This window comes from Ruegeria sp. AM7, from assembly GCF_056535965.1.
Genome location: NZ_JBQFJE010000003.1, coordinates 56,167 through 71,443 on the forward strand (window position 1 = coordinate 56,167; position 15,277 = coordinate 71,443).

Here is a 15,277-nt window from a genome sequence, read left to right on the forward strand (position 1 = left end):
GTAATCTTGCGCAATATTGTTTCGTCAAGAATCGTCGAAACCCATAGGGCAATATCGTCGCATCTTTGGGTCAGCCCCAGTGTAACAAAAAGGGCGCCTGCGGGGCGCCCTTTCTATGTTCAGTGCTTAAAAGCTCAGTCGCGCTCCACGCACAGGGCGACGCCCATGCCGCCGCCGATGCAAAGGGTCGCCAGACCCTTTTTCGCATCACGGCGCTTCATTTCGAACAGCAGCGTGTTCAGCACCCGGCAGCCCGAGGCACCGATTGGGTGGCCGATGGCGATGGCGCCACCATTCACGTTCACGATCGACGGATCCCAACCCATGTCCTTGTTCACAGCACAAGCCTGTGCGGCGAAGGCTTCGTTGGCCTCGACCAGATCCAGATCGTCAACCGACCAACCCGCTTTCTCCAGCGCTTTGCGCGAGGCATAGATCGGGCCGACGCCCATGATCGACGGGTCCAGACCAACAGTGGCGAAGGACGCGATGCGGGCCAGAGGCTCAATCCCGCGCTTTTCCGCATTCTCGGCCGACATCAGAAGTGTCGCCGCCGCACCGTCATTCAAACCGGATGCGTTCGCCGCCGTAACCGAACCCTCTTTGGTGAAGGCAGGGCGCAGCTTGCCCATGGCCTCCATGGTTGCGCCGTGGCGGATATATTCGTCGCTGTCCATCACGATGTCGCCCTTGCGGGTCTTGATGGTGAAGGGCGTGATCTCATCCGCGAACTTACCAGCCTTTTGCGCAGCTTCGGCCTTGTTCTGGCTGGCGACGGCAAGTTCGTCCTGCATGTCGCGGCTGATTTGCCATTGCTCGGCTACGTTTTCAGCGGTCTGACCCATGTGATAGCCGTTAAACGCATCCCACAGACCGTCGCGGATCATCGTGTCGATATATTTCATGTCACCCATCTTGTGGCCGGCGCGCAGCGCTGCGGCATGGGGGGACAGGGTCATGTTTTCCTGACCACCAGCGGCGACAATATCAGCGTCGCCCAGCTGGATGTGCTGTGCGCCCAGGGCAACCGCCCGCAGGCCCGAACCACAAACCTGGTTGATGACCCATGCGGCGCTTTCTTTGGGCAGACCCGCGTTGATGTGCGCCTGACGCGCAGGGTTCTGACCCTGTGCTGCTGTCAGAACCTGACCCAAAATGGTCTCGCTGACCTCACCCTTTTCGATCCCTGCACGTTCGACAACGGCTTCGAGAACGGCGGTACCCAAGTCATGCGCGGGTGTGTTTGCGAACGAGCCGCCAAAACTACCGACACCGGTGCGTGCTGCGGATGCGATTACTACGTTGGTCATTAAGACAATCCTTTACCGTCAAGGTTCTGTGGGAAACGTGACGGCGCAGGCAATAGGGAAAGGTCCCTATCGGTTCAGAGCGCCTCATGATCCCCCGCTCCAACTGATATTGGAATAACGCAATGCTGCTGCTGCAGCAACGGTCAGCTTGTCTCAGGTAGGGTGCCGCAAGGTAATGGAGCTCACCCCGCTGTTTTTATTTCGTTTTTTGCCTTCCAAGGGGCGGATACAGTGGGGGCGCCGAACAAGAAACCTTGAAGGCAATCGACGCCGTTAGCGACCAGAAATTCTGCATCTTCTTTGGTTTCGACCGATTCGGCTGTAACCAGAATTTCGAACTCGCGCGCGACGGCAATAAGCGCGCGAACCAGGGCTTGATTGTCCGGATTCACGCTGATCCCACGTATGAACTGGCCGTCAATCTTGGCTGCATCAAACAAAAACTCGCGGAAATGCCGAAAGCTGAAATTGCTGGCACCAAAGTCGTCCAATGCAAAGGCGACGCCGCGCGGCTGCATCCGGTCCATGAAGTCCATGACCAGTTCTGGAACAGTCATGGCAGAGTTTTCCGAGATTTCCAGGATCAGCCGCTCTCCGATACTGGTATCTTTCTTCAGGAATCGTTCGAGGACGCGCGACCATCTGCTGTATCCAATTGATCGCGCCGACATGTTTACGGACATGCGTATCTCCGGATTTTGCGCCAATGCGCGCAGGCCCATTTCCAGCGCGATACAGTCCAACTCGCGGCCAATTGGCGTGTTTTCCAATTGAGGCATGAAGTCTCGCGCCGGTATCACCCGACCGGTTTCGTCCAGAACCCGAATGAACCCCTCGTAAAACGCGACACCATGCGGAGGGTTCGCCTGCATCACCGGTTGAAACGCCAGTTTACATTGTTTGTGCTTCACAGCGTCGGTTGCCATTTGAACCGTTGACGCATCTCGAGAGATCACGGCCGCATTCAACGGACTGTCGGACCCTTCTGGCAAATCCGCGAGTTTCTTGTCCGTCATGCGTGGCCCACCTTTTACCGTAATCGGTCATGGGTGGATTTCAGGACAAACTTGTGAATTTGCGGTTAATGCCGCTCGATTACGTTAGCGCGCGATCGGCGACATCCGTCCGACCGAAACGGCCGCCCCGATCACCGCTCCGGCAAAGCCGAGGGCCATCATGGCAAAACCGAGTGCCACGATCGGAGACGCTGCGCCGCTCAAAGCGGTCATCATGGCGATCACAAGACCCGTCAAACCCAACACTGTGGATATGGTCACTAAACGGGTCATTTCGGGTCTCCTGTCGGATGGCTACATATCAAAGTGATATGGGCGACGGTGACCGGTTTTCAAGGAACGACCTCAGGTCGGTCGGCGGGTTCAAGCCTGTTTTGCCTCAGAATTAGGCGCTTCGGGCTGGAAACGCTCGAATCCGGGCGTTCCGCGATCTTCGGGATGTAATGCGATGTGCTTGGCTTTGATCTGATCCGAGTTGTCACGGCTGCCGTCATGACTGTAGCCGGGCGGGGCAAAGCAATAGGCCATTCGCTGACGAAGGCTCAGGCCGGGTTGTGTTGCGTCGCGCCAGATCCCGACCCATTCATGGAAGGCCACGCGAAGCGGGTTAAACGTACCGATATTATGGACCAGCCCGAAATCGACGCGATCATCCTCTTGCTCGGGTACAAATGTACCAAACATCTTGTCCCAGATGATGAAGACACCGGCATAGTTGCAATCCAGATAGCGCGCATTTCGGCCATGATGGGCACGGTGGTGGCTGGGTGTGTTCATCACCGCCTCGAACCAGCGCGGCATTTTGCCAATCGCTTCGGTGTGGATCCAGAACTGATAGATCAGGTTCAGTCCGCCCACGAACAGCACCATAGCCGGGTGGAACCCCAACAGGATCAGGGGCGCGCGCACCACCATCATGAAGGTGAAAGTATAAGTCCAAGTTTGCCGCAGCGCAGTCGTCAGGTTGTAGTGCTGTGAGCTGTGATGATTGACGTGGCTGGCCCAGACCCAGCGGATGCGATGGCCAAACCGATGAACCCAATAGTACCTTAAATCGTCCAGTACAAAACACAGAATGATGACCGGGATCGAGGTGCCCAGGTTCAAGGGCGTGACCTGCCACAGCCACATAAAGAACGCATAGGCGATAAAGCCCAGTAACAGGCCCGAGGCGATATTCCCCGCACCCATGATCAACGAGGTCACTGCGTCACGCGTCTCGTACCGGCCACCTCTGCCTTTGACGGCGATCCAAAGGAACTCGGCCAGAATGGCGGCGATAAAGAAAGGAACGGCCCACTGAACGGCGTCGGGGAAGGTTACTTGGTCGGTCATACGGGCTCCATCAGGTTTTGCCAGTGCTGGCGCTCGAAATCGTCAAGACGGATAAGAACTTTGGGTGTGGCGAAATCGTGAAACCGGATTTCAAACCCTTCGGCGCGGTCAAACCTGTCAAAATCCAGAAGGTGACGCGCCACGGTGTCGGCGCCGAATGACCAGACAAGGCCGTTGCCCGCAGGTGTTCGGATCAAGGCCGTATGGCCGTCATTGGTGATCGTTACATCAACAACCTCGTCGCCGGGTACGTGTCGCAACCAAGCGGCTTTTGCGCTGTCCGGGGTTAGCTGCGTGATACGAGACTTGCCCGCAAGATGCATCATCAAGGTGATCCCCGCGATCCCCCCGATCACCAGAACCAGCAATATTCCAAGCGGCATGGCCATCCTCCCGCAGGGCAGAGTGCAAGTCGCTTGCGGCAGTGTCAAAGGTGGCGTTGCGTAAGCCTCTCGCAGAAAAAGACCGGCCCGCAAGGCACGGACCGGTTACCGCATTTTCAAAGTCGACTGCGATTAGCTTTCGCCGCCCACCAATGCGCCGACAATTGCTTTGGCACTGTCGGAGTTCCATTCGGCATCGCCGATCAGGCGGGCTATTTCATCCCCGTTGGGATCAAGGATCACAGTGATCGGCAAGGCAATCACGCCAAATTCTCGCGCCACAGCCGAGCCCGCGTCCTGATGGCGGGGCAGGTTGGCGATGCCGTTTTCCTCGAAGAACTTCTTGATCCCCGCGGGCGAATTGCGGCCGGTGGCCAGCGTCACGACCTCGAACTTGTCGCCGCCGAACTCTTCCTGCAGCTCAGCAATCTGCGGCATTTCCTTGCGGCAGGGTGCGCACCACGTGGCCCAGAAATTCACCAGAACGTATTTGCCCTTGTAATCAGCCAACGTTGCGGTGCCGCCGTCATCTTCCAACTGGAACTCAATGGGGGCCTTGGGCTTGGGTTCCTTGTGCAAGATCAGGCGTTTTAGAGTGCCGTCGCGCAGCGGTGCCAGAGTTTCGGCATCTGCGGCCAAAGCGGCATTTGCACCTAGCGCAAGGGCCATATAAAGGGGGATCAGACGAAATAGGCGCATATCAACTCCGGGTTTTCTTACATGACCGATCAATCCTCGAACCAGATGTGGGGCGGCCGCTTTGCCGCCGGTCCAGACGCGATCATGGAGGCAATCAATGCCTCGATCGGGTTCGATCAGCGGATGGCAGCCCAGGACATCGCAGGCTCGCGCGCCCATGCCGCCATGTTAGCGGCCACAGGCGTCATAAGTGATAGTGATGCGCAGGCTATTCGGGAAGGGCTGCTCACAGTCTTGTCAGAAATCCAGTCCGGTTCGTTTCAGTTTTCGACCGCGCTGGAAGATATTCACATGAATGTCGAGGCGCGCCTGAAAGAGGTGATCGGCGAGCCAGCAGGACGTTTGCACACAGGACGTTCGCGCAACGATCAGGTGGCGACCGATTTCAAGCTGTGGGTCCGCGATCAGTTCGATGCCGCCGAAACCGGCCTGCTGGCCCTGATCCGCGCATTGCTGACACAGGCTGAGGCCGGAGCCGATTGGGTTATGCCGGGGTTTACCCATTTACAAACCGCGCAGCCCGTCACATGGGGTCATCACATGATGGCCTATGTCGAGATGTTTGGCCGCGATCTGTCCCGCGTCCGCGACGCGCGCGCCCGGATGAACGAATCCCCACTGGGTGCGGCGGCGTTGGCAGGCACATCTTTCCCGATCGACCGCCAGATGACGGCTGAGGCACTGGGCTTTGACCGTCCCGCCGCAAACTCGTTGGATGCAGTCAGCGACCGGGATTTTGCGCTGGAGTTCTTGTCGACGGCCTCGATCTGCGCGGTCCACTTGTCGCGCTTTGCAGAAGAGCTGGTGATCTGGTCGTCGGCCCAGTTCCGGTTTGTGACGCTGTCGGATCGGTTCTCGACCGGCTCTTCCATTATGCCGCAGAAGAAAAACCCCGATGCGGCCGAACTGATCCGCGCCAAGGTCGGCCGGATTTACGGCGCGAACACTGCGCTGATGATGGTGATGAAGGGCCTACCGCTGGCCTATTCCAAGGACATGCAGGAAGACAAAGAGCAGGTCTTTGACGCCGCTGACAACTGGATGCTGGCACTGGCCGCGATGGAGGGGATGGTTAAGGACATGACCGCCAATCGCGACAGTCTGGCGGCTGCAGCAGGCTCGGGCTTCTCGACCGCAACTGATCTGGCCGACTGGTTGGTGCGCGTTCTGGGCTTGCCATTTCGCGACGCGCACCATGTCACCGGGTCGCTTGTGGCCATGGCCGAAACCAAGGGCTGCGATCTACCTGATCTGACGTTGGACGACATGCAATCGGTCCACGGCGATATTACCGATGATGTCTATTCTGTCCTTACGGTCGAAAATTCGGTAAACTCGCGACAATCCTACGGCGGTACGGCCCCCGATCAGGTTCGTACCCAGATCAAGCGATGGAAGGCGCGGCTGTAATGCGGATTGTGCAAGTTCTGGTTTTGATTGCTACCGGTTTCGGCCTTGCGGCCTGCGGGGCGGATGGCGAGCCAATCCAACCCACAATGAGCGCGAATATCGGTGTCGGAAGCAGCGGTACATATGGTGGCGTAGGCGTTGGGCTGCGCAAAGGCGGCCTTGGTGTCTTTTTGGGGCTGTAACAGCGACGGCCTTGCTTGACGCACAACGTTTTTCAAATGAGAGCAGAATGAAACTGACTGGCCTTATCCTGACCCTTGTCGTGCTTGCGGCATGTGACCCGAATTATGCACCACGCCCAGAACCAGAACCCGAACCCAGCGGTTCTGGTATTTCGATTTCCGGTTATGGTCGGGTGGGTGTGTCAACATCCAACTAAGGCAACGTTGCAAGTCGAACGGAATCCATTGATCCGCAGACCTCTTTTGGTCTAAGCGCGCAGGTATGGATCACTTTCTCTACCGCGACGGCGCGCTTTTCGCCGAGGATGTCCCGATTTCCGAGATCGCAGCCGCGGTCGGAACCCCCTTCTATGTCTATTCGACAGCAACTCTGCTGCGGCATTTCAAGCTGTTTGACGATGCGTTGGAGGGGATGGATCACCTTGTCTGCTATGCGATGAAGGCCGCCAGCAATCAGGCGATTCTGAAGACGCTGGCGCAGGCGGGCGCGGGGATGGATGTGGTCTCGGGCGGGGAATACCTGCGGGCCAAAGCCGCAGGCGTGCCCGGCGACAAGATCGTGTTCTCGGGTGTTGGTAAAACAGCGGATGAGATTCGCGCCGCGCTGACCGGCGGCATTCGCCAGTTCAACGTTGAATCCGAGCCTGAGATGGAAGTGATCAACGCCATCGCGCTGGAACTGGGCGTGGTCGCGCCGATCACCGTGCGGGTGAACCCGGATGTGGATGCCAAGACCCACGCCAAGATCGCCACCGGCAAGTCGGAAAACAAATTCGGCATCCCGATCGCCCGCGCCTCTGAGGTTTATGCTCATGCCGCCACCCTGCCGGGTCTGGATGTGATTGGTATCGACGTCCATATCGGCTCGCAACTGACCGAGCTGGCACCGTTCGAGCTGGCCTATACCAAGGTCGCCGAACTGACCGAACAGCTGCGCGCCGAAGGCCACAATATCCGTCGTCTTGATTTGGGCGGCGGGCTGGGCATCCCTTATACCCGCGCCAATGACGCGCCGCCGCTGCCGGTGGAGTACGGGGCGCTTATCCAGAAAACGCTGGGCCATCTTGGGTGCGAGATTGAGATCGAACCAGGCCGTCTGATCGCGGGCAATGCGGGTTTGATGGTCAGTAAGGTGATCTATGTGAAATCGGGCGAGGGCCGCGATTTCCTGATCCTTGATGGTGCGATGAACGACCTGATCCGCCCCGCGATGTATGAGGCGCATCACGACATCGTCGCCGTGAACGAACCCGCGCCGGGTGTGGAACAACAGCCCTATGACATCGTGGGCCCCGTGTGCGAAACCGGCGATACATTCGCCAAACAGCGCAACATGCCGCCTCTGGCCGCTGGTGATCTGGTCGCTTTCCGCAGTGCCGGAGCTTACGGAGCGGTGATGTCCAGCGAGTACAACACTCGGCCCCTGATCCCCGAGGTTCTGGTGCATGGGGATCAATTTGCAGTTATTCGTGAACGGCCAAGCTTTGACGAAATCATAAACCGCGATACCATACCCGAGTGGCTTTGACGCGATTGGCGCGCGGGCCTGCTGATGGAGGCTCGCCTTTATGGCCAAACAGACCTTGCCGATCCCAAGACTGTCCCTGTGGCTGACGCATGCGGGTATGCTGGCCGAACGGGTTTGGCGCGCATTTTGGCCTCTTTTCTCGGGTATTATGGCCGTTTTGGCCGCTTTGATGCTGGGCCTGCAAGATCTCGTATCGGTCGAGACCGTATGGATTATCGGTTCTCTGGCCGTGCTTGGCCTTATGGCGGCTTTGGCGTTTGGGGTGCAGCGATTCCACCTACCGACTCGGACCGAGGCGCTTGCGCGTTTGGACGAGACTCTGCCCGGTCGCCCCATTCAGGCGCTGATGGACGATCAGGCCATTGGGGCAATGGATGCGGATTCTGTGGCGTTGTGGCATGCGCATCAGCAGCGAATGGCGCAACGGGCGGCGCAGGCTGATCCGGTCAAACCCAACCTGCGTCTGGCAGATCGCGACCCCTATGCTTTACGCTATTCTGCTTTGCTGGCTTTAGTTGTCGCTGCCTTGTTCGGGTCGTTCTGGCGAATTGGGTCGGTGGCCGAGATGGCGCCCGGTGCAGCCGTCGCTGGGCAGGGTCCGACGTGGGAAGGCTGGGTGGAACCTCCGCGCTATACCGGATTGCCGACGCTTTATTTGGCGGACCAATCGGATCCGACACTGTTTGTTCCACAAGGCAGCCGCATCACCCTGCGGTTTTATGGCGAAGTCGGCGCGCACAGCCTGACCGAGACGACCACTCCACTTGGCACCGAAGCTGCAACTGAACCCGAACAGGAATTTGTTGTGGACCGGTCGGGCGAGCTGAAGATCGAAGGCCCTGCGGGTAAGGACTGGGCGTTGAAGGTCATAGCCGATGCCCCGCCGATGATCGGCGTGGCCGACATTGCCGAAGCCGAGGCCGGGGGGCAGATGAAGCTGCCATTCGCAGCCAGCGATGATTATGGCGTCGTGTCCGGTGCGGCCGTGATCGAGTTGGATCTGGCCTCGGTTGATCGTCGTTACGGCCTGACAACAGACCCCGAGTCGCGCGAATCCATTCAGGTCGAGCTCCCCATGCCGATCACCGGTGATCGTGCGGATTTTTTCGAAGACCTGATTGAGGATTTTTCACAGCATCCATGGGCACATCTGCCTGTCAAAATCTCTCTGACAGCGCGTGACGCTGCGGATCAAGAGGGGCAGTCTGAGCCCTACATGACCGCTCTGCCAGCTCGTCGGTTCTTTGATCCCTTGGCAGCGGCGATCATAGAACAGCGGCGCGATCTGCTGTGGTCGCGAGAGAACGCGCCCAGAGTGGCGCAGCTGTTGCGGGCCGTTTCGCATCTGCCCGAGGGGTTCTTTCGCTCGGATACCGCATATCTGCGCCTGCGGGTGACCTTGCGCAGGCTCGAAACATTTACCGAATATGATCTGAAGCCGAAACAGCAGGAAGAGATCGCGCAATCGCTGTGGGAATTGGCGGTTCTGATCGAAGATGGGACGCTGGCTGATGCGCTGGAGCGTATGCGCCGCGCGCAGGAACGTCTGACCGAAGCGATGCAGAACGGCGCGTCGGACGAAGAAATTGCCGAACTGATGCAAGAACTGCGCGAGGCGACGCAGGACTATATGCGTCAGCTGCAGCGTCTGGCGCAGGAAAATGGCGAAGGTGGTGAAAACCAGCAAGGTCAGAACGGCGAGACCATGCAAATGACGCAGGACGATCTGCAACGGATGATGGATCGCATTCAGGAGCTGATGGAACAGGGCCGCATGGCCGAGGCGCAGCAAGCGTTGGAAGAGTTCCAACAGATGATGGAAAATATGCGAGTCACCCAAGGCCAGGGTCAGGGGCAGCAATCCGAAGGCCAACAGGCCATGGAAGGTCTGGCCGAGACTCTGCGCGAGCAGCAGGGCCTCAGCGACCAGGCTTTCCGGGATTTGCAGGAGCAATTCAACCCCGGCGCGCAGGCCGGTGAAAACCAGGGCAACGAGGGCCGCAATGGTGGTCAGGGCCGCGGTGAAAGCCACGAAGGTCAAGGGGGTCAGGGTCAAGGTTCGGATCAGGATGGTGAGGGCCAGCAGGGCCAAGGGTCGCTTGCCGATCGCCAGCAGGCCCTGAGGGATGAGCTGGGACGGCAACAGCAAAACCTGCCCGGTGCAGGAACGCCCGAGGGTGACGCCGCGCGGGATGCGTTGGGACGCGCTGGACGCGCCATGGATGAGGCCGAGCAAGCGTTGCGCAATGATGAATTGGCCGATGCAATCGACAACCAGTCCGAAGCTATGGAAGCTCTTCGCGAGGGAATGCGTTCGCTTGGCGAAGCGCTGGCTCAGAACCAACAGAACCAACCGGGTCAGGGCGCACAGGAAGGCGATATGCAAGCCAACAATCGTGACCCGCTTGGTCGCAGCCCCGGTTCTTCAGGCACGATTTCGACTGATGACAGCCTGCTGCAGGGCGAAGATGTCTATCGCCGCGCGCGCGAGTTGCTGGACGAAATCCGCCGCCGCACGGGTGAGTCGGATCGCCCCGATATCGAATTGGAATACCTCAAGCGGCTTCTTGAACGGTTCTGATTACAGGATTAGCTTCCTGATCCCGTCTGTGCCTCGAGCCACAAACGAGCTTGGTCGACCAGCGAAACATAGCTGCCCAGAACCGGATCGGCTTGCGGTACGGCTTCGGAAATCTGCTGCGCGTTGGCATAGAGCAACAGCAAAACAACACCGATGACGATGGCGATCACAAAGCCGCGCTTGAAGCCGCTGCCCGAGCTGCGTGGCAGGGGCTGAACCTCATTTTTCTTCGCTACAGGTTCATCGCTGCGCAGGCTCGAGTTTATAGCCTCAACATCCGGTAGCGGTTCGGCCTCGGCTGCATCCTTTGCTGCCTCGGTGCGGGTCAGTTCCTTGATACGTTCCTCGGGATCGGGCGCTTGCGGAGGATCCAGGCCCAGATCGGGCTGGGTCTCAAGGTTTTCGGCTTCCTTTGCGCGTAGATCAGCCTCGCGTGCGGCCTCTTCCTTAAGAATACTGGCAACGTCAGGATCGACATGGACAGATTTCTGCGTGTCTTCCGATTTGGCCGGTTGTTCAGCCGTCACGTCGGGTTTTTGTGGGGCAGGGGCCAGCGCCGGTTCGTCGACCGGCGGAGCAACCGGAACGGTCTCGGGCTCAACCTTTGACTCAACCTCTGCCGTATCGGCTACGGGGTGTTTGCTTTGAAACCAGGTCTTTTCACAGTTCGAACACTGCACATCCCGCCCTTCGGCGGGAATGACCTCATCTGGAACCTCGTACTGGGCACTGCAATTCGGACATGTAAGACGCATGCTGCCTCCGGGCCGGGGAACTGGCCTGATAATAGTTTTTTCAGGGATGATATTCCGTTAAGACCTGACAGCAAAGGGTGTTTTCGGTTTCGCCAACTAAGTGTCACCAATTCGACCCGGTGCAGGCATTGAAACAACAACGACGCTCGGGCAAGAAGAGCAGCAAGCAAACTGGGGGCTTTCGTGATCGAGCTGGAAAATGTCAGCTATACTTATGGTGGTGGTGCCCTGCTAAGTGATGTGTCCTTGCAGTTGCAGTCCGGGTCGTTCCATTTTTTGACCGGTCCGTCGGGGGCAGGGAAAACGACGCTGCTCAAACTCTGCTATGGCGCTTTGTTGCCGACGTCGGGTCGGTTGTCCGCATTTGAACAAGACATTGCCGGCCTGGACCGGGACCAGATGGCGCTGCTGCGCCGCCGGATTGGTGTAGTGCATCAGGATTGCCGATTTCTGGATCACATGTCCCTTGCCGAAAACGTGGCGCTGCCGCTGATGGTGTCGGGGCGGGGTGAAGCTGCGCAACAAGAGGACCTTTCGGAGCTGCTGAACTGGGTTGGTTTGGGCGACCGCAAGGACGCGCTTCCGCCGGAACTGTCCGGGGGTGAACGCCAACGCGCGGCACTGGCGCGTGCGGTGATCCTGTCTCCTGACGTCGTTTTGGCAGATGAACCCACCGGCAACGTTGATTGGGAAATGTCCCAACGACTGCTGCGCCTGTTGGTCGAGTTGAACAAGATGGGTAAGACGGTGCTGATCGCTACGCATGACCTTAGCCTGATACGGGCGGCCAAAAGTCAGGTTCAGGCACGGGTGTTGCGTATTTCTCAGCGACAAGTGCAATTGGCGGGGGCGGATCTATGAGTAACGGCGCCATCCGCAACCTGTTGACGCGGGATTCTAGCGCTGATCGCGTTGTCCCGCCCACCGGCTACACTGCGCAACTGACAGTTTTTGTGTCAGGCGCTATGGCATTCCTGGCCGTTTTTGCCTTGGCTTTGTCACTTGCGTCGGGACGGTTGGCGGATCGTTGGGCCACCGAGCTGGCCGGGGCGGCGACCCTGCGCATCAACGCGCCCGCAGATCAGCTTGCGGCCCAAACCGAGGCTGCGCTGGCCGTTCTGTCGCAAACTCCTGGCGTGGCGTCAGCCCGTGCTTTGACGGCCGAGGAGCAAATCGCCCTGCTATCTCCTTGGTTCGGTTCTGATCTGCCACTGGACACGCTGCCGGTCCCGCAATTGATCGAAGTGATCGAAGGCGAGCCCGGTATGGATGCCGCAGGTTTGCGTCTGCGCCTGGGGGCCGAAGTGCCCGGAGCGGTGTTGGATGATCATACCCGATGGCGCGAGCCTCTGGTCGATGCGGCGATGTCCTTACGCAGGCTGGGTTGGGTCTCGATCCTGCTGATCGGGGGCGCCACAGCGGCGATGATCACGCTGGCGGCCAATGCGTCGCTTGCCGCAAATGCCCAGATTATCGAGGTTCTGCGTCTTGTTGGGGCGCAGGACCGGTTTATTGCCAATGCGTTTGTCAGACGGTTCACGTATCGCGCGTTCTTTGGGGCGATGGTTGGAATGTTTCTTGGTATGACCGGTGTTCTGCTGTTGCCCGAAGCTTCGGATGAAGGTGGTTTTTTGACTGGGCTTGGTTTCAAGGGGGTCGGCTGGCTACTGCCAACCCTGATTCCGATTCTGGGGGCCACTGTCGCGTTTCTGGCGACATGGAGCGCCGCCAGCCGTAAACTGAAGGAGCTTTCTTGATGGCAACAGCGGTTCAGTGGTTTCGCTCTTTGGTTTTCATGATCGTCATCTATGTTTGGATGCTGATCCTTGGTATCGTCTTCGCGCCTTACGCAATCTTTGCAAAGCAGGGGGCTCGGAAGGCGTGCAAGTCCTATGCGCGGTCTACTATGTGGCTGGCGCGTTGGATGGTTGGTATTCGATGCGAAGTGCGTGGAACCGCGCCAGTAGATGAGGTTGTCGTAGGCGCGAAGCACCAGTCTTTCTTGGATATCATCATGATCTTCAACGCGATGCCGCAGGCCAAGTTCATCATGAAACGAGAGCTTATGTGGACCCCGATCATCGGAGTTTATGCGCGTCGTTTGGGGTGCATTCCGGTGGACCGCGGTAAAAAAGGTGCGGCGGTGGCAAAGATGGTCAAGGACGTCGCGAAAGAATTCGCCGAACCCGGTCAACTGGTCATCTATCCCCAGGGAACGCGCGTCGCGCCTGGGGTGCAGAAACCTTATAAGGTGGGTACTGCGGTCCTGTACGAGGGGCTGGGTTTTCCCTGTGTACCTGTCGCCACAAATGCGGGTGTGTTCTGGCCACGTTCGGGCATCATGCGTAAACCCGGCCTGGCGATTGTCGACTTTCTTGATCGGATCGAACCGGGTGTTGAACGGGGTTCATTTTTGAAACGCCTAGAAGATGTGATAGAGGATCGCTCGAATACGTTGATGAAAGAAGTGGGGTTTGATCCTGATGAATTTCGTTGAGGACATAGAAACGCTTGAGGCGCTGTACGGAACTCCTGCCGCGCCTGCGTTGCGCAAGGTGGCGCACGGCCTCACACCGCTGTATCGCAGATGGATCATGGCATCGCGCCTGTGCATTCTCAGCACTGTCGGGCCAGAAGGCACCGATGGCAGTCCGCGTGGCGATGAAGGGCCCGTTGTGCTGGAGCTTGATCCGAGCACGCTGGCCCTGCCTGACTGGCGGGGCAATAATCGGTTGGATTCCTTACGCAACATCGTGCGCGATCCGCGCGTGGCGTTGTTGTTTATGGTGCCGGGGTCGAATGTGGTGGTGCGGGTCAACGGTACTGCACGGTTAACTGCCGATGCGACCCTGCGCGGGCGGTTCGAAAAGAACGGCAAACAGCCCGCCACCGTTGCCGTAATCGAGATTGCCGAAATCTACACACAATGCGCTCGCGCCCTGATGCGCGCTCGCACATGGAGTGTGGGCGACGAGACGAGCGGCCTACCGACAGTCGGAGAGATCTTGGCCGAAGCGTCCCAAGGCGAGGAAGGCGGCGCGCAGTACGACAAGGATTGGGGCGCGCGGGCTGCGAAAACCATGTGGTAGGCTAGACGGCTTTGGCCCTCATTTCATGCAGCATCTCTGCAACTTCGTCGGTCAGGATGTTTAGGCCACGGGCCAGTTTATAAACAAACGCGGTCTCATGATGGTCAAAACTACCATCCGCAGCAGCGATCATCAGTACGGCCCGAAGAACCATTCGCCTTTGATCCGAAGTCAGGCCTGTCCCAAAGGCCGCGAATTGCGCGGCGGTTGGTTTGGCTTCGGCCGCATCGAACATGCGACGGATACGCGCCTCGTCAAAGAGCTCGCCCGTGATTTGCAGGGCGATATCGGCCATCAAAGTGATCTCGGACGGGTGCAGCTTGCCGTCTGCTTTTGCGGCGTGGCACATCGCGTCCATTGCGCGCATTGCGGTTGGAGGGATGCCGTCTGTTTCCGAGGGCAAAGGGGTAAGGCGTCTGGCTTGTCCGGCTTTCCTAAACCCGGCTAAGGTTATAATCAACGCAATCACACCCAATCCCCAAAACCCGGAAAGCATATCGGCGCGCGACATAACCGGCTGTTGCGGTAGATCGGCTGGGAAATCTCCCAAAACCTTTCCCAGCTCCAGTTTATCTGCGGTCAGTTCATAGTATCTGTCGCTGTCGCACAGGTTCGGAGCCATGACGTAGCCGATCGAACTACGCCAGACACCGGCGAACAAAATATGGGTCTTTTTGGTAAGGTGACACAGTGCAAGTTTTTGCCCTGCATCATCTTCGATTTCGGTAGGCGTAATCAAGCTCATCTGTTCCGAGGTACCCCAGGCACCGCCGCGTCCGGCTTGTGCTTCCTGACTTTGGAGCAGGGTTGGAATTAGCATTGCTAAGGAAAAGAAAAAAAATCGCATATCTGTCTGAGGTTCTTTTTTGAATTGAGCTCATCGAAGTTGTCAGTCGTCACAGTTTTGTGATCAAACTTTGGGTGAGCGAAATTGAGACGAATTCGCGATAAAATAAAGGCGGGCATTCGAGCCCGCCTTTTGAAATTTT

Annotated in this window: 16 protein-coding genes; 8 read left to right on the forward strand and 8 right to left on the reverse strand. The window is 58.2% G+C overall.

Annotated features, from left to right (window positions below; translation table 11 throughout):
- Positions 1-134: 134 nt before the first annotated feature.
- The 6 genes from ACR3EG_RS03940 to ACR3EG_RS03965 form a co-directional block, all read right to left on the reverse strand.
- Entirely contained in the window at positions 135-1,310 is a 1,176-nt protein-coding gene (locus tag ACR3EG_RS03940; RefSeq protein WP_480483074.1) for an acetyl-CoA C-acetyltransferase, read from the reverse strand.
- A 182-nt stretch (positions 1,311-1,492) separates the two neighbouring features.
- Entirely contained in the window at positions 1,493-2,326 is an 834-nt protein-coding gene (locus tag ACR3EG_RS03945) for an EAL domain-containing protein (protein ID WP_480483076.1), read from the reverse strand.
- 84 nt (positions 2,327-2,410) lie between these two features.
- A complete protein-coding gene (locus tag ACR3EG_RS03950; RefSeq protein ID WP_480483077.1) occupies positions 2,411-2,599 on the reverse strand; it encodes a hypothetical protein in 189 nt (62 codons plus the stop codon).
- A 90-nt stretch (positions 2,600-2,689) separates the two neighbouring features.
- Positions 2,690-3,661: a sterol desaturase family protein gene (locus ACR3EG_RS03955; protein ID WP_480483079.1), complete on the reverse strand. Its 972-nt coding sequence runs from the start codon at positions 3,659-3,661 to the stop codon at positions 2,690-2,692.
- Positions 3,658-4,044 (reverse strand): hypothetical protein, encoded by a 387-nt coding sequence (locus tag ACR3EG_RS03960; protein WP_480483081.1) that lies wholly within the window; start codon positions 4,042-4,044, stop codon positions 3,658-3,660. The genes ACR3EG_RS03955 and ACR3EG_RS03960 overlap by 4 nt, the downstream gene beginning before the upstream one ends.
- 132 nt (positions 4,045-4,176) lie before the next feature.
- Positions 4,177-4,743, reverse strand: a complete 567-nt coding sequence (locus ACR3EG_RS03965) for a TlpA disulfide reductase family protein (protein WP_480483083.1) — start codon at positions 4,741-4,743, stop codon at positions 4,177-4,179.
- 21 nt (positions 4,744-4,764) lie between these two features.
- Between ACR3EG_RS03965 and argH the strand changes: the two genes are divergently transcribed.
- The 4 genes from argH (at position 4,765) to ACR3EG_RS03985 (ending at position 10,444) form a co-directional block, all read left to right on the forward strand.
- Positions 4,765-6,153 (forward strand): argininosuccinate lyase, encoded by a 1,389-nt coding sequence (argH, locus tag ACR3EG_RS03970; protein WP_480483084.1) that lies wholly within the window; start codon positions 4,765-4,767, stop codon positions 6,151-6,153.
- A complete protein-coding gene (locus ACR3EG_RS03975) occupies positions 6,153-6,335 on the forward strand; it encodes an argininosuccinate lyase (RefSeq protein ID WP_170353542.1) in 183 nt (60 codons plus the stop codon). The genes argH and ACR3EG_RS03975 overlap by 1 nt, the downstream gene beginning before the upstream one ends.
- Positions 6,336-6,597: 262 nt before the next feature.
- Complete coding sequence (gene lysA, locus ACR3EG_RS03980) at positions 6,598-7,863, forward strand: diaminopimelate decarboxylase (protein WP_480483086.1); 1,266 nt, start codon at positions 6,598-6,600, stop codon at positions 7,861-7,863.
- A gap of 40 nt (positions 7,864-7,903) precedes the next feature.
- The gene (locus ACR3EG_RS03985; RefSeq protein ID WP_480483088.1) at positions 7,904-10,444 is read left to right on the forward strand and encodes a TIGR02302 family protein; all 2,541 of its coding nucleotides are present in this window, start codon (positions 7,904-7,906) and stop codon (positions 10,442-10,444) included.
- 8 nt (positions 10,445-10,452) lie between these two features.
- On the opposite strand, the gene ACR3EG_RS03990 is transcribed toward ACR3EG_RS03985, so the two are convergent.
- Positions 10,453-11,199, reverse strand: a complete 747-nt coding sequence (locus tag ACR3EG_RS03990) for a zinc-ribbon domain-containing protein (RefSeq protein WP_480483090.1) — start codon at positions 11,197-11,199, stop codon at positions 10,453-10,455.
- A gap of 183 nt (positions 11,200-11,382) precedes the next feature.
- Between ACR3EG_RS03990 and ACR3EG_RS03995 the strand changes: the two genes are divergently transcribed.
- From ACR3EG_RS03995 to ACR3EG_RS04010, 4 genes are read left to right on the forward strand one after another with little or no spacing between them, the layout of a single operon-like run.
- Complete coding sequence (locus tag ACR3EG_RS03995) at positions 11,383-12,060, forward strand: cell division ATP-binding protein FtsE (protein ID WP_480483092.1); 678 nt, start codon at positions 11,383-11,385, stop codon at positions 12,058-12,060.
- The gene (locus tag ACR3EG_RS04000) at positions 12,057-12,956 is read left to right on the forward strand and encodes a cell division protein FtsX (protein WP_480483094.1); all 900 of its coding nucleotides are present in this window, start codon (positions 12,057-12,059) and stop codon (positions 12,954-12,956) included. The genes ACR3EG_RS03995 and ACR3EG_RS04000 overlap by 4 nt, the downstream gene beginning before the upstream one ends.
- Positions 12,956-13,696: a lysophospholipid acyltransferase family protein gene (locus ACR3EG_RS04005; RefSeq protein WP_480483096.1), complete on the forward strand. Its 741-nt coding sequence runs from the start codon at positions 12,956-12,958 to the stop codon at positions 13,694-13,696. The genes ACR3EG_RS04000 and ACR3EG_RS04005 overlap by 1 nt, the downstream gene beginning before the upstream one ends.
- The gene (locus ACR3EG_RS04010; RefSeq protein WP_480483098.1) at positions 13,683-14,288 is read left to right on the forward strand and encodes a pyridoxamine 5'-phosphate oxidase family protein; all 606 of its coding nucleotides are present in this window, start codon (positions 13,683-13,685) and stop codon (positions 14,286-14,288) included. Before ACR3EG_RS04005 ends, ACR3EG_RS04010 begins: the two co-directional genes overlap by 14 nt.
- Before the next feature lies 1 nt (position 14,289).
- Here the strand turns inward: ACR3EG_RS04010 and ACR3EG_RS04015 are convergent, their stop codons facing one another.
- Positions 14,290-15,108, reverse strand: coding sequence for a tellurite resistance TerB family protein (locus ACR3EG_RS04015; RefSeq protein WP_480483100.1), 819 nt, complete (start codon positions 15,106-15,108; stop codon positions 14,290-14,292).
- Between the last annotated feature and the right edge of the window lie 169 nt (positions 15,109-15,277).